Raw genomic sequence first — 22178 nt, forward strand, 5'->3', positions numbered from 1 at the left:
GATGAGTCTATTCGCCGAGCTCACGACCAGCCTCAACGCCGTCCGGCCGGGACGCACGCGCATGCGCAATTACGACGCGCCGCTGGTGCTGGCGTCCGTGACGCTGCTGTTGCTCGGCCTGTTGATGGTCTATTCGGCGTCGATCGCCTTGGCGGATGGCCCTCGTTATGCCTCGTATGGCCGGTTCTATTTCGTGATCCGCCATGGTTTGTTTCTCGCGGCCGGCTTGGTCGCAGGCGCCGTCGCGTTGTCGATGCCCATGCGATTCTGGCAACGCATGGCGGTACCGGGGTTCATGGTCGCGCTGGCCTTGCTGCTCGCCGTGCTGATTCCTGGCATCGGCCGTGAAGTCAACGGCGCGCATCGCTGGATTCCGCTGGGTCCGTTGAATTTTCAACCGTCGGAAATGATGAAGCTGTGCGCCTTGCTCTACGCCGCGGACTACACCGTGCGCAAACAGGAATACATGCAGTCTTTCGTGCGGGGCTTTTTACCTATGGCTTTTGCCTTGGGCGCGGTGGGGATGCTGTTGTTGCTGGAGCCTGACTTGGGGGCGTTCATCGTGATCGTGGCGATCGCGATCGGCATCCTGTTTGTCGGCGGCATCAACGGCAAATACTTCAGCTGCCTCACGGGTGTCATGGTCGGGACGTTCCTCCTGTTGATCTGGTTGTCGCCGTGGCGGCGTGCGCGTCTGTTTGCCTATCTGGATCCCTGGGATGACGCCAACGCGTATGGCAGCGCCTATCAGTTGTCGCACTCGCTCATTGCATTGGGCCGTGGAGAATGGTTTGGCGTTGGTTTGGGCGCCAGCGTGGAAAAACTGCACTACCTCCCAGAGGCTCATACCGACTTTCTGATGGCGGTCGTGGGCGAAGAACTGGGTTTTGCCGGCGTGCTGCTGGTGTTGTTCCTGTTTGTCGTCATTATCCAGCGCGGCTTTGACATTGGCCGGCAGGCCATCGCCATGGAGCGTACTTTTGCTGGCCTGGTCGCGCAGGGTGTCGCTATCTGGATTGGCGTGCAGGCGTTTATCAATATGGGTGTTTGCCTGGGGCTGTTGCCGACCAAGGGGTTGACGCTGCCGTTGATGAGCTACGGCGGCTCGGGCATTGTGATGAACCTGGTTGCGCTGGCCATTTTGCTGCGTGTCGATATCGAGAATCGCATCATGATGCGAGGGGGGCGTGTATGACGGCGCCCACTATCCTGATCATGGCTGGCGGCACGGGCGGACACATCATGCCTGGTTTGGCCGTCGCGCAGATTCTGCGTGAGCGCGGCTGGCGCGTGTTGTGGCTGGGTAATCCCGACAAAATGGAAGGCCGCCTGGTGCCTTCGCGCGGTTTTGATCTGGTGCCGATGCGCTTTCAGGGCGTACGCGGACGCGGCGTCATGGCATTGCTCAAGTTGCCGTTCCTGTTGGCGCGCGCCTGCATGCAGGCCTGGCAGCGTTTGTCGCAGGTCCGTCCCGATGTGGTGTTGGGTATGGGCGGATATGTGGCCTTTCCTGGTGGCATGATGGCGTCGCTGCGCGGCATGCCCTTGGTGGTGCATGAGCAAAACGCAGTAGCCGGCACCGCCAATCGATGGCTGGCCAAGCGTGCCCGCCGAGTGCTGAGCGGTTTTCCGAATGTGTTGCCCCGTGGGGAAGTCCTCGGGAATCCCGTGCGCGAAGATCTGTGCGCGCTGCCTGAGCCTGCTGCGCGTTATGGCGAACGCACCGGTCCGTTGCGCGTTTTGGTCGTGGGAGGCAGCCTCGGGGCACAAGCGTTGAATACCGTGCTGCCTCGCGCGCTCGCACTGATCGAGCCGCAGTCTCGTCCGGAAGTCACTCACCAAGCCGGTGAACAACATCTGCAGGCATTGCGTGACGGTTACGCCCAAGCGGGTGTGCAAGCGGATTGTCGTGATTTTATTGATGACATGTCTGCCGCGATGGCGCAGGCCGACGTGTTGATTTGCCGCGCGGGCGCGATGACAGTGGCCGAGGTTGCGGCCGCCGGTGTGGCGGCGTTGTTTGTGCCGTTTCCGCATGCCATTGATGACCACCAGACAGCAAATGCCCGCTTTTTGAGCGATGTGCAGGCCGCCTGGCTTTGCCCGCAAACCGAACTGACGCCTGAGTGGCTGGCTCAATGGTTACGCCAGCGTACGCGTCCTGAACTCCAGTCCGTGGCGGAACGGGCGCGCGATCATGCGCGTCCGCAAGCTGCGGCAGATATCGCCGATGTCTGCGAACAAGCAGCGAGGCGCGCAACATGAAACACAGAATCCAGCATATTCATTTCGTCGGTATCGGCGGTTCGGGCATGAGCGGCATCGCCGAGGTGCTGTTGAACCTCGGCTATACCATCAGCGGCTCTGATTTGAGCGAGTCAGCGGTCACTCGTCGCCTTGCCTCGTTGGGGGCGACGGTCGCCGTCGGCCATACCGCCTCCAATGTCGCCGGTGCCGATGCGATTGTGACGTCGACGGCCGTCGCCGGAGACAACCCCGAGGTCATTGCGGCACGCGCCGCAGGAATTCCGGTGGTGCCGCGCGCCATCATGCTGGCTGAGTTGATGCGCTTGAAGCGCGGGATTGCTGTGGCAGGCACGCATGGCAAGACGACCACGACGAGCCTGGTCGCCAGCATATTGGCTGCCGGCGACCTGGATCCGACGTTTGTGATTGGCGGCCGCTTGAACTCGGCGGGCGCCAATGCGCGGCTGGGGCAAGGCGAGTACATCGTGGTCGAGGCTGACGAATCTGATGCGTCATTCCTCAATCTGTTGCCGGTCATGGCGATCGTGACCAATATCGATGCCGATCATATGGACACGTATGGTCATGACGTCGCTCGTCTGAAAAGCGCGTTCATCGAATTCACGCAACGCCTGCCGTTCTACGGCAGCGCCGTGTTGTGCGCGGATGATGCGAACGTACGCGAGATCATGCCGTTCGTATCGCGCCCGATTACGACTTACGGCCTGAGCCCTGATGCGCAGGTCCGGGCTGAAAATGTGCAGGCCGATGGCACCCGCATGCGCTTTACCGTGCTGCGTCAGGATCGTGATGTGTCCTTGCCGCCCTTGAACGTGGAACTGAATCTGCCAGGTCTGCATAACGTGCGCAATGCGCTGGCTGCCGTGGCGGTCGCGACCGAATTGGGCGTAGACGATCAGGCGATTTGCCAAGCCCTCGCGTCGTTTACCGGTGTGGGGCGACGCTTTACGCAAACGGGTGATTTCGCGGTGCCTGCTGCCCACGGCGGTGGAACGTTCACGGTGATTGATGATTATGGCCATCATCCCGTGGAAATGGCTGCTACGTTGGCCGCTGCGCGAGGCGCTTGGCCGGACCGGCGCATCGTCTTGGCTTTCCAGCCGCACCGCTACACCCGTACACGTGATTGCTTCGAGGACTTTGTCCGTGTGCTAGGCAATGCCGATGCCGTATTGCTGACCGAGGTCTATGCCGCGGGCGAGCCGCCGTTGGTGGCGGCCGACGGCCGTGCCTTGTCGCGTGCGTTGCGTGTCGCAGGACGCGTGGAACCTCTGTTTGTGGAAGACGTATCCGAATTGCCGCAAGCCATTGTGGATTTCGTGCGTGATGGTGACGTTGTGGTGGTCATGGGCGCTGGCTCGATCAGCAAAGTGCCCGGCTTGGTAGGAGAGTTGGCATGAGCCAGGCGGCAAAACAACCGATCGATGTGAAGGCCTTGGGCAAAGTTGGCGTCTTGTATGGCGGTCGATCCGCCGAACGGGATGTGTCGATCATGTCCGGGCAAGGTGTGCATCAGGCCTTGCAGAGCGCGGGTGTCGATGCGCATCTGTTCGACACGGGTGAACGTTCGCTGGCGGATTTGGCGGCGGCGGGCTTTGACCGTGTATTCATTGCATTGCACGGCCGCTATGGCGAGGACGGCACTTTGCAGGGTGCGTTGGAATTGCTGGGATTGCCCTATACGGGCAGCGGGCCTATGGCTTCCAGCCTGGCCATGGACAAGACCATGACCAAGCGAGTGTGGTTGCAGTATGGCTTGCCCACACCGGCCTTCGAGTCGCTGGATGCGCAATCGGAGCTGCGCACCGTGCCTGATCGTCTGGGTCTGCCATTGATCTTGAAGCCGCCGCATGAAGGTTCGACCGTCGGTATTACCAAGGTCGTCGGTTATTCCGACATGAAAGAGGCCTACGCGCAGGCGGCGCGTTTTGACGACGAGGTACTGGCCGAGCAATTCATCGTTGGACGCGAGTTGACCGTAGCCGTATTGGGTACCGGGCACTCGGCGCGCGCTTTGCCGGTGATTGAGATCGTGGCGCCGGGCGGCAACTACGACTACGAGCACAAGTATTTTTCCGACGAAACGCAGTATTTTTGCCCCGCCAATTTGCCCGGCGACGTGGCACGCCATGTTGAGGATATCGCTGAACGTGCCTATCGCGCGCTGGGTTGCGCAGGATGGGGGCGTATTGATTTCATGCTGGATGCGAACAACCAGCCCTGGTTACTGGAGGCCAATACCTCGCCGGGGATGACCAGTCATTCGCTGGTCCCCATGGCTGCGAAGGCAGTAGGTATGAGTTACGCCGAATTGTGTGTCGCTATTTTGTCCGAGGCTTCGTGCAAGGTGCACAGCCCCGCCCGTCAATCGTAATTTGAATCGGAATCTTCTGTGTGGAACGACGCTCGCACCACCAACCTGATTGCCAACACGCTAGCCGTGTTGGCAGTGGTGGCCATGCTCGCGGCATGCGTAGTGTGGATCGGGCATCGTCCGTACTTCACGTTGGCGGCGATCGAATTGGAGCCGGCTCCCGACACCGACTTGCACTACGTCTCCGCCGAATCCGTGCGTGCGGTGATAGCTCATCGATTCGACGGGAACTTTTTCACCGTGAATCTGGACGAAGCCCGCGAAGTGTTCGAATCGGTACCCTGGGTGCGTCGCGCATCGATCCGGCGTATCTGGCCTGGAACGTTGCGTGTGCAGATCGAGGAGGAGCAACCGCTGGCTCTGTGGAACGAAAACCAGATGATCAACACCTGGGGCGAAGCGTTCACAGCCAATACGGGCGAGCTCGACGACGATACGGAATTGCCGCAATTCTCCGGGCCCGAGGGCACAGAGGGACTGGTGGTGCAGCGTTACGCCGAATTGGCTCGCTGGTTCGCGCCGCTGGATTTGCACGTGCGCGAGTTGGATTTGAGTCCACGTTATGCCTGGAAGGCCACTTTGTCCAACGGGTTGGTGCTGGACCTGGGCCGCGATCCGGGGGCCGATGCGCCCGATCCGCATGGCGTGCCCGGCGCGCTGCCGTTCGCGGCTCGTATCCAGCGGTTCGTGCAAGCCTGGCCGGCTGTGGTCAGCCGGCTCGAGGGCCGCGGCGTGACACAGGCCGACCTGCGTTATCCCAATGGGTTCGCCCTGGCTCTGGCGCCGCTGCCGGAAGGGCAACCGAAATCGAAATCTTCATCCACATCTTCAAAGAAGCGTTAACGCCATGACCCGTGACATCAAGGACCTCATCGTCGCCCTCGATATTGGCACTAGCAAAGTAGTAGCCGTGGTCGCCGAAATCCTGCCGGAAGGGCGTTTTGAAGTGCTCGGCCTCGGCCAGCACGAATCGCGCGGCATGCGCAAAGGCGTGGTTGTCAATATCGAGACCACCGTCAACTCCATTCAGCGGGCGCTCGAAGAGGCCGAGCTGATGGCCGACTGCAAAATCCGCGACGTCTACACCGGCATCGCGGGCAGCCACATCCGCAGTTTTAATTCGAGCGGCATGGTGGCAGTCAAAGACAAGGAAGTCACGGCGACCGACGTCGCGCGTGTGATCGAGACGGCCAAAGCGGTGAACATCCCTACCGATCAACAAGTGCTGCACGTGTTGACCCAGGAATTCATCGTCGATGGCCAGGAAGACATCCGCGAACCCATCGGCATGAGCGGTTTGCGTCTCGAGGTCCGTGTCCACATCGTCACCGGTGCTGTCAGCGCGGCGCAAAACATCGTCAAGTGCGTGCGCCGGTGCGGCCTGGAAGTGCAAGATCTGATTCTGCAGCCGCTGGCCTCCAGCTTGGCCTGCCTGACCGCCGACGAAAAAGAGCTCGGCGTGGTGCTGGTCGATATCGGTGGCGGCACGACGGATGTGGCGATCTATACCGGTGGTGCGATTCGTCACACCGCGGTGCTGCCGATCGCGGGTGACCAGATCACGAACGACATCGCTGCAATGCTGCGCACGCCTACGCCGGATGCCGAAGAAATCAAACTGCGTTACGGCGTGGCCAAGCAAATCCTGGCGCGTCCTGACGAGTCGGTCGAGGTGCCGGGACTGGGCGATCGCGGCCCACGCCAGGTCAAACGCCAGGCATTGGGTGCTGTGATCGAGCCGCGTGTCGAGGAATTGTTTTCGTTGGTGCAACAAGTCGTGAGGGAGTCGGGCTACGAAGACCTCCTGGCTTCGGGCGTGGTGCTGACCGGAGGCTCTGCACAGATGCCCGGCATGATCGAACTGGCCGAGGATGTGTTCCTCAAGCCTGTGCGCGTGGCGACGCCCGAATACGAAGGCAGCCTGTCCGACGTGATGCGCAATCCGCGTTTCTCGACCGTGATGGGGTTGTTGCAAGAAGCACGCATGCAGCGTGTGCGTGGCCGCAAAGTGGCTGCGCAGACGGGCAACTTCAAGAGCCTGCTGGCTCGTATGAAGGAGTGGTTCATGAATTGATCAGGGGGCAGACCGGGGCCTGCTCCTGGCTTGATCCGTCGCAAGACGGCGCAGGCCGAATAGGGGAGACGCTTCAAACCCGTTGCGGATTATCCGATCGGCGTCGGCTTTGAAGCGATTCACAAAAGCATAGGTTGTTGGGGAATTTTTGTGATTTGCATATCCAGACTTGTGAGGGAGTCATCATGATGAACTTTGAAATGCTTGAGAACAACACCAAAGGGACCGTTATCAAGGTCGTGGGTGTTGGGGGTGCAGGCGGCAATGCCGTCGCGCACATGATCCGCAGCGGCGTCAACGGCGTGGATTTCATCTGCGCTAATACCGACGCCCAGGCGCTGGCCGCAACCAATGCGCCGGTGCAGATTCGCCTGGGCCGTACCGGCCTGGGTGCTGGTGCCAAGCCTGAGCAAGGCCGCGCATCGGCAGAAACCGCACGCGAAGAAATCCGTTCGGCCTTGAACGGTGCCCACATGGTGTTCATCACTGCCGGTATGGGTGGTGGCACGGGAACGGGCGCTGGTCCGGTGGTGGCGGAAGTCGCCAAAGAGCTGGGCATCCTGACCGTGGGCGTCGTGACCAAGCCCTTTAACTTCGAAGGCAACAAGCGCCTGAAGATGGCTGAAGACGGCATCAACGAGCTGGCCAAACACGTACATTCTCTCATCGTGGTGCTCAACGAGAACCTCTATGAGCTGATGGACGAGGACGCCACGCAAGAAGATTGCTTCAAGTCCGCCGACGATATCCTGCACAACGCGTGCGCCGGTATCGCCGAGATCATCAACGTCGAAGGCAACGTGAACGTCGACTTCGAAGACGTCAAGACGATCATGGGCGAACAAGGCCAGGCCATGATGGGCACGGCGACCGCCAGCGGTGCCGATCGTGCCCGCGTGGCAGCCGAGCAAGCCATCGCTTGCCCGCTGCTCGAAGGCGTGGACCTGAACGGCGCTCGCGGCGTGTTGGTCAACATCACGGCCAGCCGCACACTGAAGATGCGCGAAACGCGCGAAATCATGGAAACGATCCGCAGCTACGCCTCGGACGACGCGACCGTGATCTTCGGTACGGCTTACGACGAGTCGATGGCCGACAGCCTGCGCGTGACTGTGGTCGCTACCGGCCTGGGCCGTGCCGTTGCTGCACCGAAGTTGGTGCAAAACGTGGCCGAAGGTCTGCGTACCGGTACCGACAACATGCCTGTGATGGGCGGAATGGTTGGCCAGCAGGGCGACTACCGCAATCTGGACATGCCTTCGGTGATGCGTAACCCGCGCACCCAGGCATCTGCCCAGGTGCGTGCTCTGGAAAGCTCGGGGATGGATCACTTCGATATTCCCGCATTCCTGCGCAAGCAAGCGGATTGATGTTGTTTTAAACGGGCTGGGGAACTGGCCCGACTCCCTCAGCGCCGGCCCGTTTCCCCTGACGGGCCGGACGCCGGGCGGTGTGCGCTCGAAAGTTTTGTCTTGCTTTCAATTCCGTCCGATAGCAGATGTAATGCGTTCGGTACAGTGGGGCAGATGTGTCGGCAGATGTATCAAAGGCGTGGCGCAGGGCGCCTGCCGGGGTTACAATATGATCTTATGCCGGTGATTTCATTGATTTTTGCCGGCTAGGCTCAAGCACAAATAACCTATGTTTCGACAGCGCAGTATTCAGAATCTCGTCCGCACAACAGGCGTAGGCGTCCACTCGGGACGTCGGGTCGAGCTCACTCTGCGTCCTGCCGAAGCCAACACAGGGATCGTTTTTCACCGAGTCGATTTGCCGCAGGTCGTGGATCTGCCCGCGCAAGCAGACGGCGTGGGCGATACCCGCATGGCGTCTGTGCTGCAGCAAGGCAACGTCCGTGTTTCTACCGTCGAACACCTGATGTCCGCGCTGGCGGGCCTGGGCATCGACAACCTGCACGTCGATCTCACTGCCGAAGAAGTCCCCATCATGGACGGCAGCGCCGCGACGTTTGTGTATCTGTTGCGCTCGGCTGGCATCGTCGAGCAAAACGCGCCCAAGCAATTCATCCGCGTCAAGAAACCCGTCGAAATCCGCGAGGGTGAGGGCCGCAGCCTGAAATGGGCTCGCCTCGAGCCGCACGAGGGTTTTGCTCTGGCTTTCTCGATTGATTTCCGTCATCCCGCTATCGATTCCACGGCTAATTTTGCCGAGATCGATTTTGCTACGCATTCCTATGTCCGCGAAATTGCTCGCGCGCGGACTTTCGGGTTCGTCAACGAGGTCGAGGCACTACGCTCGATGGGCCTGGCCCGCGGCGGCAGTCTGGACAACGCCATCGTGATGGACGAATACCGGGTCTTGAATAGCGATGGCTTGCGTTACGACGACGAGTTCGTCAAACACAAGATTCTCGACGCGATTGGCGATTTGTACCTGCTGGGCAAGCCCTTGGTGGCGCGCTACGTCGCCTGCAAATCCGGCCACGGCCTGAACAACCAGCTGGCGCGCGCGCTGTTGGCGCAGCGTGATGCGTGGGAACTGGTGACTTACGAATCCCAGGCTGCAGCCCCGCAGGCATTCCGCCACGAGTGGAAACTCGCCTGATTTTTGCACTGAGTTGTGCGCGGCTCTGCGAGCCGTTTTGCTGAGTCAGTGCCTGCTACTTGTTTTTGTGGTGCGCCAGCAGTCTGGCGACGGCATCGGCCAGCGGCCCCGGGCGCAGATTCCCTTGTAACGATTCGAAAGCATCGAGCGCTGTTTCTCCCAGAGGCTGAGCTTCTTTTGGGGGACGGGGCGCTTTTGCCCCAGGGCGGGGCATTCCGGCTTGAACCTTGACGGCAATTTCGTTAAGGTTCCAACCTTGGGTATTGAGTGTTTGTGCAATCCGCGGAGCCAGCTGACGCAGCTTGGCCGCGTGCGCCGCGCTCGGTACCGCTAGTTGCAGCCGTGGGGTTTCCAGCTTGGCCACGACGCAGACAGCGCCGAGCGCTGGCGGTAACACAGCGGCGATAGCATGCTGTATTTGCAGGTGCACGCGCGCCGTAGCCAGCACGCCGGCGCCGCGCGTATCGTGACCCAGCCACCCCAGCGGGGTTTCTCCCCGCCGGCTGGCAGAAGAACGAGAGCGGTTTGATGCAGGTCTGTTCATGCCAGCTCAATAACAGGATTTACGTACCTTGAAACTCGTGATTATGCACGCCCGCGAGGGTCAGCCCGGACAACAGGTCCTGGGCGGCGCTCGTTTGTGGCTGGTGCTGGCCGCTTTCCTGGCCACGGCGGCGCTGATTGGTGCCACCGTACAGCGCTACCTTACTCCTATTGCCCCGGCTGCGTATTCTGTCGACTGGGCAGCCTATTCTCCCGGCGGACAACCCGAGCGCGATTCCGCTTTTTTGCGTGAAAACGTCGGGTTGCTGGCGGCAAAGGTCGGCGAATTGCAAGCCAAGCTGGTGGGCATCGACAGCGTCGGACGCCGGGTGGCCAAGGTCGCCGGGGTGGCTTATACCGATCCCGAGCTGGCAGCGGGCCTGAATGCGCCTGCGAAGGCCGAGCAGGTGATGGATAACTTGTTCACCGACCGCCAGCCGCCGCCCATGCAGGAATCGGCCGAGGCACTGGGCCGCCAATTGGATGAGTTGCAGGCGCGCTTGCTGCAGCAAACCGACAATCTGCGTATGCTGGATGTGGCGCTGACGCGCCGCTCGGCGGACCAGGCCCGCCTGCCGTCGACCATGCCGGTCAGCGACTATCCCTTTCTCAGCTCGTCGTATGGCTGGCGCCGCAATCCCGTTACGCACCGATATGCCATGCACGAAGGCCTGGACTTCGCCGCGCCCTCGGGGACCCCGATCTTGGCGGCTTCTGGCGGTGTCGTACTCGAGTCCCGTTTTCAATCAGGCTATGGAAATACCGTCGAGGTGGATCATGGCGACGGCATGATCACTCGTTATGCCCATGCTTCGAAGTTGCTGGTCAAACCGGGCGAATTGGTCAGCCGCGGCCAGCAAATCGCCCTGGTGGGCTCGACTGGCCAGTCTACGGGACCGCATTTGCACTTTGAGGTGCGTCTGGAGGGGCAGCCGCTGGATCCCCGCCTATTCCTGAAGTCTCCGGACACGACGCGGCCCGTGGTGGCCCAGGCATCAGGTCTGACCGCCTCCGGGCAGGCAGCCGGCACGGCGACGGGCAGCGCCGTAGCACGGGCAGGACCGGCGCCGTCTCAGTCCGTGACGCGTTGAGTACGGGATAAGCTCTCCGTTTCAGCGCCTTCAGTTTCCGGCCCCTGTGGCGCGGACAAACACCACAAGCGCGCATTGCATCGAGTGAACACGGCTCGTTTTATCCGGGTTGGGACCGATTCCGCCCAGGTGCGTTAAACTCGATCGTTTCCCAGCGGGATTGCTCCGCTCAACCAAGTAACATTCCGCGCCGAGCGGTACCTGGCCTGTTTTGGGACAGGAGGCCGACGGCGCTGCCACCGACACGCATGGTTTCTCTGCTCAAAAAACTCATAGGCAGCCGCAACGACCGGTTGCTTAAGCAGTATCGCAAGCTGGTAACCCAGATCAACGCACTGGAATCCAAGACTGCCGCGCTCTCTGATGCAGAGCTTACGGCCAAGACCGACGAATTCCGCAGCCGGCATGCCCAGGGGACATCGCTTGACGATCTGTTGCCCGAGGCCTTTGCCGTGGTGCGCGAGGCCGGCAAGCGTGTATTCGGCATGCGCCATTTCGATGTGCAGATGTTGGGCGGTATCGCGCTGCATAACGGCAAGATCGCGGAAATGCGTACCGGCGAGGGCAAGACCCTGATGGCGACGCTGCCCGTCTACCTGAACGCGATTGCGGGCAAGGGCGTGCACGTTGTGACGGTCAACGATTATCTGGCTCGCCGTGATGCGGGCTGGATGGGCCGTCTGTACGGCTTCCTCGGAATGACCACCGGCGTTGTGGTGCCCCAGCAGCCCAACGACGAGAAAATCGCCGCCTACGCCGCAGATATCACCTACGGGACCAACAACGAATTCGGTTTCGACTACCTGCGCGACAACATGGAATATCGCGTCGAGGATCGCCGCCAGCGTCCGCTGGCGTATGCGATCGTTGACGAAGTCGACTCCATCCTGATCGACGAGGCACGTACCCCGCTGATCATCTCGGGCCAGGCTGAAGACCACACCGAGCTCTACATCCGCATGAATGCCGTGCCGCCGCTGTTGACGCGCATGGCGTCGGAGCCCAAAGCGCACGAACCCGAGCCCGAGGGCGATTTCTGGGTCGACGAAAAATCGCAGCAGGTCTATCTCTCGGAAAAAGGCCATGAAACCGCCGAGCGCCTGCTGAGCCAGCAGGGTATCTTGCCCGAGGGCGAGTCGCTGTACGATCCGCGCCATATTTCCCTGATGCACCACTTGATGGTCGCGTTGCGCGCCAATACGCTGTTCTTTCGCGATCAGCAGTATGTGGTGCAAGACGGCGAGGTGGTCATTGTCGACGAATTCACCGGCCGCCTGATGGTGGGCCGCCGCTGGTCCGATGGTCTGCACCAGGCGGTCGAGGCCAAAGAGGGCGTCAAGATCCAGCACGAAAACCAGACGCTGGCATCGATCACGTTCCAGAATTACTTCCGCATGTACGAGAAACTCTCGGGCATGACGGGGACGGCCGACACCGAGGCCTACGAATTCCAGGAAATTTACGGTCTGGAAACGGTCATCATTCCGACCAACAAGCCGATGATCCGCAAGGATCAAAACGACCAGGTCTTCAAGACGGCGCAGGAAAAATTCAACGCCATCCTGAACGACATTCGCGATTGTCACGAGCGTGGTCAGCCTGTGTTGGTGGGGACGACCAGCATCGAAAACTCCGAGTTGCTGTCCGGCCTGCTCAAGCAAGCCAAGCTGCCGCACGAGGTGTTGAACGCCAAGCAGCACGCTCGCGAAGCCGAGATCGTGGCCGAGGCCGGCAAGCCTGGTCACATCACGATTGCGACCAACATGGCCGGCCGGGGTACCGACATCGTGCTGGGGGGCAGCGTCGAGAAACAAATCGATCTGATCCGTGCCGATGAGTCGCTGTCCGACGCCGACAAAGAAGCCCGTATCGAAAAAGTACGTGCCGATTGGAAGCCTGCCAACGAGCAGGTAAAGGCTGCGGGCGGCCTGCGCATCATCGGTACCGAGCGCCACGAATCGCGCCGTATCGACAACCAGTTGCGCGGCCGGGCAGGCCGTCAGGGTGATCCGGGCTCATCGCGTTTCTACCTGTCTCTCGAAGACCCGCTGATGCGGATTTTCGCGGGCGACCGCGTGCGCGCCATCATGGAACGCCTGAAGCTCCCCGAAGGCGAGCCCATCGAGGCAGGCATGGTGACGCGTTCCATCGAGACTGCGCAACGCAAGGTCGAGGGCCGCAACTTCGATATTCGCAAGCAACTGCTCGAATACGACGACGTTTCCAACGACCAGCGCAAGGTCCTGTACGCGCAACGTAACGACGTGCTCGAGTCCTCGTCGATCCGGACGTCCGTGGAAAATCTCGCCGAAGCCGCCGTGACGGATTTGGTTCGTCAGCATATTCCTGCAGACTCCGTCGAAGAGCAGTGGGACGTTGCCGCGCTGGAAAAGACCTTGGCTGCCGATTGGCAGATCGTCTTGCCGTTGACCGAGATGCTGGAGAAAGAGTCCAGCCTGACCGACGACGACATTCTGACGCGCGTACACGATGCCGTGCGAGAGGTCTATTCCGGCAAGATCGCTCTGGTAGGCGACGAGCCTTGGGCGCAATTCGAACGTTCGATCATGTTGCAGGCGATCGATACGCATTGGCGCGAGCATTTGTCCTCGCTGGATCACCTGCGTCAAGGGATTCATTTGCGCGGCTATGCGCAAAAGAACCCCAAGCAGGAATACAAGCGAGAGGCGTTCGAGCTGTTCTCGGGCATGCTTGATCGTATTCGTGACGACGTCGTCCGCGTGCTGTTGACCGTGCGGGTACAGTCGCCCGAACAGGTCGAGCAGGCCGAGGCCGAGACCAACCAGCCGCATGTGCAGAATGTGCAGTACCACCATTCTGATTACGATGAGGCCTTGGCCAATGCCGATGCAGCTGCGCAAGATGAGCAATCGGCTCAACAGCCGGCACGCAATGTCATGCCCAAGGTCGGGCGTAACGATCCGTGCCCCTGCGGTAGCGGCAAAAAGTACAAACAATGCCACGGCAAGCTGGCGTGATGTCTTTTTCGGCTGCAACCGCTTGATGAGCGGTTGTGTACTGGTGAGCTAAACACTTGGGGATGGTAAATTGCCATCCCCAGTGTTTTTTAGGCGGGCATAGTCATGTTGCATCCCTCTGACGAGACTGAATTCGATCATGCAGTGATCATGGTGCGCGATCGGCTCGATGAATTGGCGCCGCATTTCGAGAAACAGGGTTTTCTGTTGAGCGATAAATCGGTCCATAACCTGGGATCGTGCAATCGCCTGATTCCCTTACAAGGCACCTATGTCGAGTTGCTGGGTTGGCCACCAGGAGCGTCGCCAGCACGCAAGGAAATCGCTGATTCTCCGTTTGGCCTGGAGGCCTTGGTGTTTCGGTCTTTCGATGCGGACGCGACCTATGCGCGTTTGCGGGACGAGGGTTTTGCCGTCAATCCGGTGCAAGCGCTGACCCGTCCGGCCCTCGTAGATGGCCGCGAGATGCAGGCGAGCTTTCGCACGGTGCGCTTTGCAGAGCAGCCGTTGCCCGGGATCCGGATGTATTTTTGCCAGCATCTGACTCCCGAATGCGTCTGGATGCCTGCGCTCATGGCACACCCCAATGGGGCGTTGCGTATCCATCAAATCGAGGTGCGAGCTGCTGATGAGCAGGCGGTGGCCTGGCGCCTGGGGATCATCGCCGATGCCCGGGTCGAGGAGGTCGACACTGGCTGGGACGTGGTGCTGGGCAATTTGCGTTTGAATGTCGTCAATGACGACACGGCATTGATCCCGCGATTGGGACGATTGGTGCTGGAATACAAAGACGGCTCGCGAGAGCTGAACGTCGGCGTTTAAGAACTCTGGCCTGAGCCGTCGGCGATTGTGAACTGAATCTGAACGGCGAGTTTTTTCGGAGACCCTGATGAAGGTCGCGGTACTGGGTGCAGGCGTAGCCGGGGTGGCCGCTGCCTATTATCTGTGGCGTGACGGCCATCAAGTCGTAGTGCTGGATCGCCAAAGCGGCGCGGCACGCGAGACCAGTTTTGGTAATGCCGGCGGATTGTGCCCCAGTTTTGCCGGCCCTTGGGCTGCACCGGGCATGATAGGCAAGGTCGTGAAAATGGCCCTGCAAAAAGAGGCCCCGATTCGTTTTTCCTTTACGCCGAATCCGCGCAAACTGGCTTGGTTGGCGCGTTGGATGGGCAATTGCACTGCAGAACGTTTTCGCGCGAATAAACTGCGGATGCAGCGTGTGGCGCACTATAGCAACGCCTGTCTGCAAGATCTGGCGGCTGCGGGGTTGCCCGTCGAGTTTGACTATCACCGGGACGGCACACTGCAGGTTTTTCGCAGCCAATCCGATCTGAAAGCCGTCAAAGGCATTACGCAGGCATTGGATGAATATGAGGTGCCGTGGCGTTTGCTGGATGGCGATGAGGCCAGGGCCTTGGAGCCTGCCTTGGCGGCATCTCGCGCGCCGATTGCGGGGGCCTTGTATCTGCCCCGTGACGGCTCGGGTGATAGCCACAAGTTTTCTACGGGGTTGGCTGCGTATTTGGCGCAGCAAGGTGTGGTGTTTCGCTACGACACGCCGGTCGTGGCACTGATCAAGGCTGCGGACCGGGTACAAGGTGTACGGATCGAGGGCCAGGCCGAGTTATTTACGGCAGATGCCTATGTGGTTGCACTGGGGCCGCAGACGCCATTCTTGCTGCGTCCTTTGGGTTTGTCTTTGCCGATTTATCCCCTGAAGGGATATTCCATTACAGCTCGTATCGATGATCCGGATCGTGCTCCTCGCGCGGCGCTGATGGACGAATACAACAAAGTCATGATTTCGCGCCTGGGCGATCGCGTGCGGGCGGCCGGGATGGCGGAGCTCAAGGGCTATGGGCTAGCCGTTGATCCGGCTCGCGTCGCATTTTTAAAAGGTGTCGTGCGCGAATGGTTCCCCGACGGCGTGAGCCTCGACGATGCCCAGGCCTGGGCGGGTCTGCGTCCCATGACCCCAGATGGTCCAGCTATCCTGGGCAAGACACGCTATGCGAATCTGTATCTGAACTGCGGCCATGGCTCCAATGGCTGGACGCAGGCGTGCGGTACCGGAAAAATCGTGGCCGATATCGTGTCGGGGCGGCAACCGGAGGTTGACCTGGACGGCTTGACGGTCGACAGATACGCCTGAGTCCCTAGAACGCCCAGCTACCGAACATGAACAACACGTTGCCATTGCCGCTACCCCCGGGAATATAGGTGGCGTAGAGCGTGGCATCGCGATATCCCGCTGATACCAGCGGCAGAATCCCCGGGAACGGAATCCGATTGAAAATATCCGAGCGCGAGGTCAGGAATACGGTGTAGCCGGCGCCAAAACGCCAGTTTTCCCCAACCCGGCCGATTTTCTGAAACCCGTAGCCTGCCAGCGGTTCGATGTCGCTGTGCGAATCCAGAAACGCCATGGCGTAGAGTGCGTGCCAGTCGCCATCCTCGTCATACAGGCTTTTGCCTAGTCCACCACCCCAGGCGATCTCATTGAAGCTATCGATTTTCTTTTTGCTATACGTGGCGCGGTTGTGCCAGGAATAGCCTGTCAGATAGAGTTCGTTGCCGCCTTCGGTCCAGATCTGGTCGATACGCTGGCAGGCGGATTGAGCCCATGACGGCAGGTTGTCACAGGCGAATACTGAAAAAACGGGCGAACAAAGCAGGCAGAACAACACTGCCCGGAGTTTCTTGGTCATAGCGACTCCGTAGCAAGGTGAGATGGCAGATACGCCGGAAAACGGAAGTCTCACCGTCAAGCGGAAGCATGGAGGCTTGCGCCCACAGTATTTAAATATTTCAGAACTAAGTCAGACACATGATGCGTGTCTCTGGCTGAGTTGGGTGCAACGGAATGTTTCTTATTATTCGCGGAGCATACCGATGGACCCAGCCAGGCGTGGAGATCGGGCGTGATGGCATTCGGCCACGCCTACGGGGCGGACACGATGTGGATAGCGAGCCTATAGCAGGAAAACCGTCGCCAGGCCCAGAAAGATAAAGAAACCCAGCGAGTCCGTCGCAAAAGTCAGCAAGACCGAAGAACCGATCGCCGGGTCCTTGCCGAAGCGCGCGCGCACCATGGGGACCAGCACGCCGACCGACGCACCGACCAGCATGTTGCAGATCATGGAGGCCATCATTACAACCGCGATGGCAATGGAGTCAGAGATGGCCCAGGCGAATAGCGCCGCCACCACGCTGCCACAGAGGCCGACCATGAACGTGACCATCATCTCGCGTTTGACCAACTGCCACAGGTTGCGGCCGGTGATGCGGCCCATGGCGAGAGCGCGAATGATCATGGTCATCGTCTGATTGCCCGAATTGCCGCCGATACCGGCCACAATGGACATCAGAAACGCCAGGATCACAATATGGCTTACTGTGTCTTCGAATCGCGAGGCGACGAACGATGCTGTCGCGGCCGTACACAGATTGAAGAGCAGCCATGGTGCACGGTTGCGCAAGGCCATCGCCACCGGGGCGAAGATGTCTTCTTCTTGCAGACCGGCGCGCGAGAGGGCTTGCTCTTGCGAGTCTTCGCGCATCACGTCCACCACGTCGGCGATGGTAACCCGGCCGATCAACCGGCCCTGGTCGTCCATGACGGGTGCTGAGACGAGGTCATAACGTTCAAATGCACCGGCCGCGTCCGCATCGGAGTCCAGCGGGTTCAGCGTCAGGAAATCGGTACTCATGACCGCATGGACTTCGGTCTCGGGCTCGCTGACCAACAAGCGGGACAAGGGCAAGACGCCTTGTAATTTGTCCTGCCGGTCGACGACGAAGACCTGATCGGTATGGTCGGGCAACTCGTGCAGGCGGCGCAGGTAGCGCAGTACCACCTCGAGGGTGACATCCTCGCGCACGCGCACCATCTCGAAATCCATGATGGCGCCCACGCTGTCCTCGGGGTAGCCCATGGCCTCGAGCAGTTGTGCACGCTCTTCTTCGGTCAGGCCTTTCTGGACCTCGGCCACCACATCGGGAGGCAGATCGGGGGCCAGGTCGGCCAGCTCGTCCGCATCCATATTGCCCGTCGCGGCCACCAGATCCTGACGATCCATGGCCTCGATGAGCGATTCCCGCACCCAGTCCTCGACCTCGAGCAGCACGTCGGCGTCATGCTCGGGGCTGACGAGTTTCCAGACGGTCTGACGTTCGTCCTTGGGCAGCGATTCGAGAATGAACGCGATATCGGCCGGATGCAAGGCGTCGACCAGGGACTTGAGCTCGGCTTCGTGCTGGCGATGGACCAGGTCCTCGACCAGCGACGCTTTGTCGTCGCCTTGTTCCTGGCGATGAACGAGGTCCTCGACGAGTTGTTGGCGGCGCAGGCGTTCCTGGACCTCAGCCAAGGCGTGCTGAGCGTCTTCGGGGTCCAGGCGGCGGGGCGTCACGGGCGCGGCGGCGGGCTGCGTCATAGGCTACAAACTTACAGAATAGGCAGGGGGCGGCTGCGCCGGGCTTCGTCAGTGGCGACGTAGGTCAGGACGGCTTCGGTGACCTTGACCACCTCGGCGTCCATGCGATTACGTTCGGCATAGACCTCGACAGATACGGTAACCGAAGTTTTGCCTGTCTTGACGATGGTCGTGTAGAAACTGAGCAGATCGCCTACGAATACCGGCTGCTTGAACTGAAACGCGTTGACAGCAACGGTCGCGACACGTCCCGCGGCACGCCGTGCAGCAGGAATCGAGCCCGCGATATCGACCTGCGACATGATCCATCCGCCAAACACATCGCCATGGATATTGGCGTCTGAGGGCATGGGCATGACACGCAACACGGGATCCCGACCGGCAGGCAGGGTAGTCGTGAAATCTTTGACGCTAGACATGGGCCGGCTCCAGTCCTGATGAAAACCGGCCGATTATGCAGCAAAACGCGCCCCTCTGCGGTTGATTGGCGGGGATTTTTCGCCTTGGGGCGGCCCGGCGGCGAAAACGCCCCTACATCACCAACTTCACCACCCCATAGCCACCCAGTACCAGCCAGACATACAAGATCAATCCCAGCAGCATGACCTTGGGGCCCGCCTGGCGGATCTGGCCGAACCGCGTTTCGATGCCCAGGGCCGTCATCGCCATCGTCAAGGCAAAGACGTCCAGGCGGCGGATGGCGGTGATGACGTCTTCCGGCAGGACGTTCAGGGAATTGATGATGGCCAGGACCAGAAAACCCACGGCAAACCAGGGAATGGGCAAACGTGCCTTGGCCTGGCCTGATCCGTTGGCCGAGGCCGCGCTACGCAGCCACAGGCCCAAGACCAGCAATACCGGCACCAGCAACGCCACCCGGGTCATTTTGACGATCGTGGCCACGTCGGTCGTTGCGGGATCGATATTGCTGGCGGCGCCGACGACTTGCGCGACTTCGTGTACAGTGCCGCCAATATAGAGACCCAGTTCCTGGGGCGTCAGCGCGAGCCAGCCTGCCTGATAGGCCACTGGGTACAGGAACATGGAGAGGGTGCCAAACAGTACTACCGTCGCCACGGCCACGGCGCTCTTGTGAGGGGCGGCACGCAGTGTGGGCTCAAACGCCAGCACCGCCGCCGCGCCGCAAATAGCGCTGCCCGCAGCCGTCAGCATGGCGGTATCGCGATCCAGGCCCAGCAGTCGCTGGCCTACGGTGGTCCCTATCAGCAGCGTTCCCACCACAATGATTACCGACACGGCCAAGCCCGGCAGCCCCACGGCGGCGATCTGCTGGATGCTGATGTTCAGCCCATAAAACGCGACTGCGATACGCAGCAGGCGGCGGGCAGTGAAATTGACTCCCACCGCCCAATCAGCCGGCATGGTGCCGCGCAGGAAATTTCCATACAGCATGCCGCACACGATGCCGATGATCAGAGGCGAAAAACCCAGCTGCCGAATCGCCGGCAGATCGCTCAGCTGCATCACCGCCACCGTCATCAGCGCGACAAAGAAGACGCCATTGAGCTTGTCGCGCCATGGAGTGGCCAGGGGGAGGGTAGTAGAAGTCGACATGGGGGTTGCTGCATAACTTAATAACTTTGAGGAATATTAAATCTGACCGCGTTATTTGAGAAATTTTTAATTTGGATATTAAATATTCGAAATAACGATATCGCTGGCGGCGATGGCTCCCCTTATGACTCCAGATCAACTTTTGACTTTTGCGTATGTGGCGGACGTGGGCAATATCAGCCGCGCAGCGGAATTGCTGTATTTATCCCAGCCAGCCGTCTCGGGGCAGTTGCGTTTGCTGCAAGAATGGTTCGGCGAGCCGCTGTATCGCCGAAAGGGGCATGGCGTGATCTTGACCCCTGCTGGCGAGCGCCTGGCCGAGCAAGCGCGCCAGTTACGCCAGGTCTATCAGCAGGCGCAAACCCTGCGGGAGGCCTGGCAAGGGTTGGAAACGGGCCGGCTGCGGCTGGGGGCGAGTACGACGCCAGCGAGCTATCTGCTGCCTGGGCTCGTTGCCGAGTTTCATCAGCGGTTCCCCGCGGTCAGTCTGCATCTGTCCGACGGCAATACCAGTCAGATCGTGGCGCGTTTGCCCATCTTGGACTTGGCCTTTATCGAGGGCGAAGTGCCGGCAGGCCTGCCCCTGGATACGATGGTCCACCAGTGGCGAGACGATGAGGTCGTGGCGATTGCGCGCGCCGACCATCCTCTGGCGCGGCATGGCGTCGCGCATTTGCAGGAACTGGTCCATTTCGCCCTGGTCATGAGAGAACCAGGCTCGGGTGTGCGGCAATTGGTCGAACGGGCCTTTGCCGACGAGGGTTTGGCGCCCGCGGTGGGCTTGGAACTGGCCGGCGTCGAGGGCGTGAAACAGGCCGTGCGCGCCGGCCTGGGAATTGGATTTGTCTCGCTGCTGTCGATGCGGCACGAGGATGGCACCTTGGCGGTGATCCGGCTCCTGCCGCAGCCCTTGACGCGCACGCTCAGTATCCTCGTCCCGCACTCGCAGACCTCGGCCCGCGCGGCCGAGCGCTTTCTGGAGTCTTGCCTGACCCTGCGACCCGAGGGGTGATCAGCGGCGCGTCAATCCGGTCGGGCCAACCATTTCCGAGCCAGCTCCACCCAATACGTCCCGCCCAGCGGCAGCAGATCGTCATTGAAGTCGTAGCTGCCGTTATGCAGCATGCACGGACCCGCGCCATGCCCCACGTCACGATGCGTGCCGTCACCATTGCCTATCCACACATAGCAACCGGGGAGCTCCTGTAGCATGAATGCAAAATCCTCGGCGCCCATGGTCGGCTGGACGCGGTCGTGGACATTTTCTTCGCCGACGATGCTGCGCATGACCTCGACACAGAATGCCGTTTCGTTGGCATGGTTGATCGTCGGCGGGTAGTTGCGGTGGAATTCGAATTCCACGGTGCAATCCAGGGCCTCGCAGGTATACCGCGCGATGTCATGCATGCGGCGCTCGATCAGGTCCAGCGTCTCGTGTGTAAACGTCCGTACCGTGCCTCGCATGATCGCGACATTCGGCACCACGTTGTCCGCGCTGCCAGTATGGATCTGCGTGATGCTGAGCACTGCTGCATCCAGCGGATTGCGATTGCGGGTGATGATGGTCTGTAGCGATTGCGCCAACTGCACCGCGGTCATGACGGGATCTATTCCCAGGTGGGGCATGCCTGCATGCGTGCCTTTGCCCTGAATCGTGATGACGAACTCGTTGCTTGACGCCATGATGGGGCCCGCGGTTACGCCAAACTGACCCACTTTCAGACCGGGCCAGTTGTGCATGCCGAACACGGCCTCCATCGGGAATCGGCTGAACAGGCCATCGTCGATCATGCGTTTCGCGCCGCCGCCGCCTTCTTCGGCGGGTTGGAAAATCACATAGACCGTGCCTGGAAAATCGCGGTGCTGCGCCAGATAGCGTGCCGCGGCCAGCAACATGGCAGTATGGCCGTCATGACCGCAGGCGTGCATTTTGCCCGCATTCTGGCTGGCGTGTTCAAAGGTGTTCGCCTCTTGCATCGGTAGCGCGTCCATATCGGCGCGCAGTCCCACGGTGCGAGGACTATCGATGTTGCCGCGAATGATGCCGACAACGCCGGTACCGCCTAATCCGCGATCGACCTCGATGCCCCATTCCAGGAGCTGGGTGGCCACGACGTCGGACGTGCGGAATTCCTCGAAAGACAATTCTGGATGTGCGTGGATGTCGCGCCGGATACGGGCGATGTCTTGGTGCCAGGCGACGATGGGTTCTAACAGATTCATCGGAGTCTCGATTGGAGTTAAGCCAAGGGC

19 protein-coding genes are annotated in these 22178 nt (G+C 60.6%); 13 read left to right on the forward strand and 6 right to left on the reverse strand.

Going from position 1 to position 22178, the window contains the following annotated elements:
- The first annotated feature begins 1 nt into the window (after position 1).
- The 8 genes from ftsW to lpxC all read left to right on the forward strand — a co-directional run bounded on the left by ftsW (position 2) and on the right by lpxC (position 9281).
- Entirely contained in the window at positions 2-1195 is a 1194-nt protein-coding gene (gene ftsW, locus ACYVIT_RS02210; protein WP_415805605.1) for a putative lipid II flippase FtsW, read from the forward strand.
- Entirely contained in the window at positions 1192-2265 is a 1074-nt protein-coding gene (murG, locus tag ACYVIT_RS02215; RefSeq protein WP_415805604.1) for an undecaprenyldiphospho-muramoylpentapeptide beta-N-acetylglucosaminyltransferase, read from the forward strand. The genes ftsW and murG overlap by 4 nt, the downstream gene beginning before the upstream one ends.
- Positions 2262-3668 carry a UDP-N-acetylmuramate--L-alanine ligase gene (gene murC, locus ACYVIT_RS02220; RefSeq protein WP_415805603.1) on the forward strand — a complete coding sequence of 469 codons (1407 nt, stop codon included), beginning with the start codon at positions 2262-2264 and terminating at the stop codon, positions 3666-3668. Before murG ends, murC begins: the two co-directional genes overlap by 4 nt.
- Positions 3665-4642 carry a D-alanine--D-alanine ligase gene (locus tag ACYVIT_RS02225; RefSeq protein ID WP_415805602.1) on the forward strand — a complete coding sequence of 326 codons (978 nt, stop codon included), beginning with the start codon at positions 3665-3667 and terminating at the stop codon, positions 4640-4642. The genes murC and ACYVIT_RS02225 overlap by 4 nt, the downstream gene beginning before the upstream one ends.
- A gap of 18 nt (positions 4643-4660) precedes the next feature.
- The gene (locus ACYVIT_RS02230; RefSeq protein WP_415805601.1) at positions 4661-5485 is read left to right on the forward strand and encodes a cell division protein FtsQ/DivIB; all 825 of its coding nucleotides are present in this window, start codon (positions 4661-4663) and stop codon (positions 5483-5485) included.
- A gap of 4 nt (positions 5486-5489) precedes the next feature.
- Positions 5490-6716: a cell division protein FtsA gene (ftsA, locus tag ACYVIT_RS02235; protein WP_415805600.1), complete on the forward strand. Its 1227-nt coding sequence runs from the start codon at positions 5490-5492 to the stop codon at positions 6714-6716.
- A 185-nt stretch (positions 6717-6901) separates the two neighbouring features.
- The gene (ftsZ, locus tag ACYVIT_RS02240; RefSeq protein ID WP_415805599.1) at positions 6902-8086 is read left to right on the forward strand and encodes a cell division protein FtsZ; all 1185 of its coding nucleotides are present in this window, start codon (positions 6902-6904) and stop codon (positions 8084-8086) included.
- A gap of 271 nt (positions 8087-8357) precedes the next feature.
- Complete coding sequence (gene lpxC, locus ACYVIT_RS02245; protein WP_094837321.1) at positions 8358-9281, forward strand: UDP-3-O-acyl-N-acetylglucosamine deacetylase; 924 nt, start codon at positions 8358-8360, stop codon at positions 9279-9281.
- Between the two features lie 55 nt (positions 9282-9336).
- On the opposite strand, the gene ACYVIT_RS02250 is transcribed toward lpxC, so the two are convergent.
- Positions 9337-9825 (reverse strand): DciA family protein, encoded by a 489-nt coding sequence (locus tag ACYVIT_RS02250; RefSeq protein ID WP_415805598.1) that lies wholly within the window; start codon positions 9823-9825, stop codon positions 9337-9339.
- Positions 9826-9868: 43 nt separating this feature from the next.
- Between ACYVIT_RS02250 and ACYVIT_RS02255 the strand changes: the two genes are divergently transcribed.
- The 4 genes from ACYVIT_RS02255 (at position 9869) to ACYVIT_RS02270 (ending at position 16066) form a co-directional block, all read left to right on the forward strand.
- Positions 9869-10915 (forward strand): M23 family metallopeptidase, encoded by a 1047-nt coding sequence (locus tag ACYVIT_RS02255; protein ID WP_415805636.1) that lies wholly within the window; start codon positions 9869-9871, stop codon positions 10913-10915.
- Between the two features lie 248 nt (positions 10916-11163).
- A complete protein-coding gene (gene secA / locus ACYVIT_RS02260) occupies positions 11164-13914 on the forward strand; it encodes a preprotein translocase subunit SecA (protein WP_415805597.1) in 2751 nt (916 codons plus the stop codon).
- Positions 13915-14019: 105 nt separating this feature from the next.
- Positions 14020-14736, forward strand: a complete 717-nt coding sequence (locus tag ACYVIT_RS02265; protein WP_415805596.1) for a VOC family protein — start codon at positions 14020-14022, stop codon at positions 14734-14736.
- Positions 14737-14800: 64 nt separating this feature from the next.
- Positions 14801-16066, forward strand: a complete 1266-nt coding sequence (locus ACYVIT_RS02270) for a D-amino acid dehydrogenase (protein WP_415805635.1) — start codon at positions 14801-14803, stop codon at positions 16064-16066.
- A gap of 4 nt (positions 16067-16070) precedes the next feature.
- On the opposite strand, the gene pagP is transcribed toward ACYVIT_RS02270, so the two are convergent.
- The 4 genes from pagP to ACYVIT_RS02290 all read right to left on the reverse strand — a co-directional run bounded on the left by pagP (position 16071) and on the right by ACYVIT_RS02290 (position 19925).
- Positions 16071-16622 (reverse strand): lipid IV(A) palmitoyltransferase PagP, encoded by a 552-nt coding sequence (gene pagP / locus ACYVIT_RS02275; RefSeq protein ID WP_415805595.1) that lies wholly within the window; start codon positions 16620-16622, stop codon positions 16071-16073.
- 264 nt (positions 16623-16886) lie between these two features.
- Positions 16887-18350 carry a magnesium transporter gene (mgtE, locus tag ACYVIT_RS02280; RefSeq protein ID WP_415805594.1) on the reverse strand — a complete coding sequence of 488 codons (1464 nt, stop codon included), beginning with the start codon at positions 18348-18350 and terminating at the stop codon, positions 16887-16889.
- Between the two features lie 11 nt (positions 18351-18361).
- Entirely contained in the window at positions 18362-18769 is a 408-nt protein-coding gene (locus ACYVIT_RS02285) for an acyl-CoA thioesterase (RefSeq protein WP_094823077.1), read from the reverse strand.
- Between the two features lie 112 nt (positions 18770-18881).
- Complete coding sequence (locus ACYVIT_RS02290) at positions 18882-19925, reverse strand: YeiH family protein (protein WP_415805593.1); 1044 nt, start codon at positions 19923-19925, stop codon at positions 18882-18884.
- Between the two features lie 124 nt (positions 19926-20049).
- Here ACYVIT_RS02290 and ACYVIT_RS02295 point away from each other — a divergent pair, with 124 nt between their 5' ends.
- On the forward strand, positions 20050-20937 hold the full coding sequence (locus tag ACYVIT_RS02295; protein WP_415805592.1) for a LysR family transcriptional regulator: 888 nt from the start codon (positions 20050-20052) through the stop codon (positions 20935-20937).
- An 11-nt stretch (positions 20938-20948) separates the two neighbouring features.
- Here the strand turns inward: ACYVIT_RS02295 and ACYVIT_RS02300 are convergent, their stop codons facing one another.
- The gene (locus tag ACYVIT_RS02300; RefSeq protein WP_415805591.1) at positions 20949-22148 is read right to left on the reverse strand and encodes a M20 aminoacylase family protein; all 1200 of its coding nucleotides are present in this window, start codon (positions 22146-22148) and stop codon (positions 20949-20951) included.
- Positions 22149-22178: the final 30 nt, after the last annotated feature.

Source organism: Bordetella muralis, assembly GCF_054781015.1.

Excerpts from the sequence above, each read along its gene's own strand:
- ftsW (WP_415805605.1), top strand. The coding sequence starts at position 2 with ATGAGTCTATTCGCCGAGCTCACGACCAGCCTCAACGCCGTCCGGCCG.
- murG (WP_415805604.1), top strand. The coding sequence starts at position 1,192 with ATGACGGCGCCCACTATCCTGATCATGGCTGGCGGCACGGGCGGACAC.
- murC (WP_415805603.1), top strand. The coding sequence starts at position 2,262 with ATGAAACACAGAATCCAGCATATTCATTTCGTCGGTATCGGCGGTTCG.
- ACYVIT_RS02225 (WP_415805602.1), top strand. The coding sequence starts at position 3,665 with ATGAGCCAGGCGGCAAAACAACCGATCGATGTGAAGGCCTTGGGCAAA.
- ftsA (WP_415805600.1), top strand. The coding sequence starts at position 5,490 with ATGACCCGTGACATCAAGGACCTCATCGTCGCCCTCGATATTGGCACT.
- ftsZ (WP_415805599.1), top strand. The coding sequence starts at position 6,902 with ATGATGAACTTTGAAATGCTTGAGAACAACACCAAAGGGACCGTTATC.
- lpxC (WP_094837321.1), top strand. The coding sequence starts at position 8,358 with ATGTTTCGACAGCGCAGTATTCAGAATCTCGTCCGCACAACAGGCGTA.
- ACYVIT_RS02250 (WP_415805598.1), bottom strand. The coding sequence starts at position 9,825 with ATGAACAGACCTGCATCAAACCGCTCTCGTTCTTCTGCCAGCCGGCGG.
- ACYVIT_RS02255 (WP_415805636.1), top strand. The coding sequence starts at position 9,869 with ATGCACGCCCGCGAGGGTCAGCCCGGACAACAGGTCCTGGGCGGCGCT.
- secA (WP_415805597.1), top strand. The coding sequence starts at position 11,164 with ATGGTTTCTCTGCTCAAAAAACTCATAGGCAGCCGCAACGACCGGTTG.
- ACYVIT_RS02265 (WP_415805596.1), top strand. The coding sequence starts at position 14,020 with ATGTTGCATCCCTCTGACGAGACTGAATTCGATCATGCAGTGATCATG.
- pagP (WP_415805595.1), bottom strand. The coding sequence starts at position 16,622 with ATGACCAAGAAACTCCGGGCAGTGTTGTTCTGCCTGCTTTGTTCGCCC.
- mgtE (WP_415805594.1), bottom strand. The coding sequence starts at position 18,350 with ATGACGCAGCCCGCCGCCGCGCCCGTGACGCCCCGCCGCCTGGACCCC.
- ACYVIT_RS02285 (WP_094823077.1), bottom strand. The coding sequence starts at position 18,769 with ATGTCTAGCGTCAAAGATTTCACGACTACCCTGCCTGCCGGTCGGGAT.
- ACYVIT_RS02290 (WP_415805593.1), bottom strand. The coding sequence starts at position 19,925 with ATGTCGACTTCTACTACCCTCCCCCTGGCCACTCCATGGCGCGACAAG.
- ACYVIT_RS02295 (WP_415805592.1), top strand. The coding sequence starts at position 20,050 with ATGACTCCAGATCAACTTTTGACTTTTGCGTATGTGGCGGACGTGGGC.
- ACYVIT_RS02300 (WP_415805591.1), bottom strand. The coding sequence starts at position 22,148 with ATGAATCTGTTAGAACCCATCGTCGCCTGGCACCAAGACATCGCCCGT.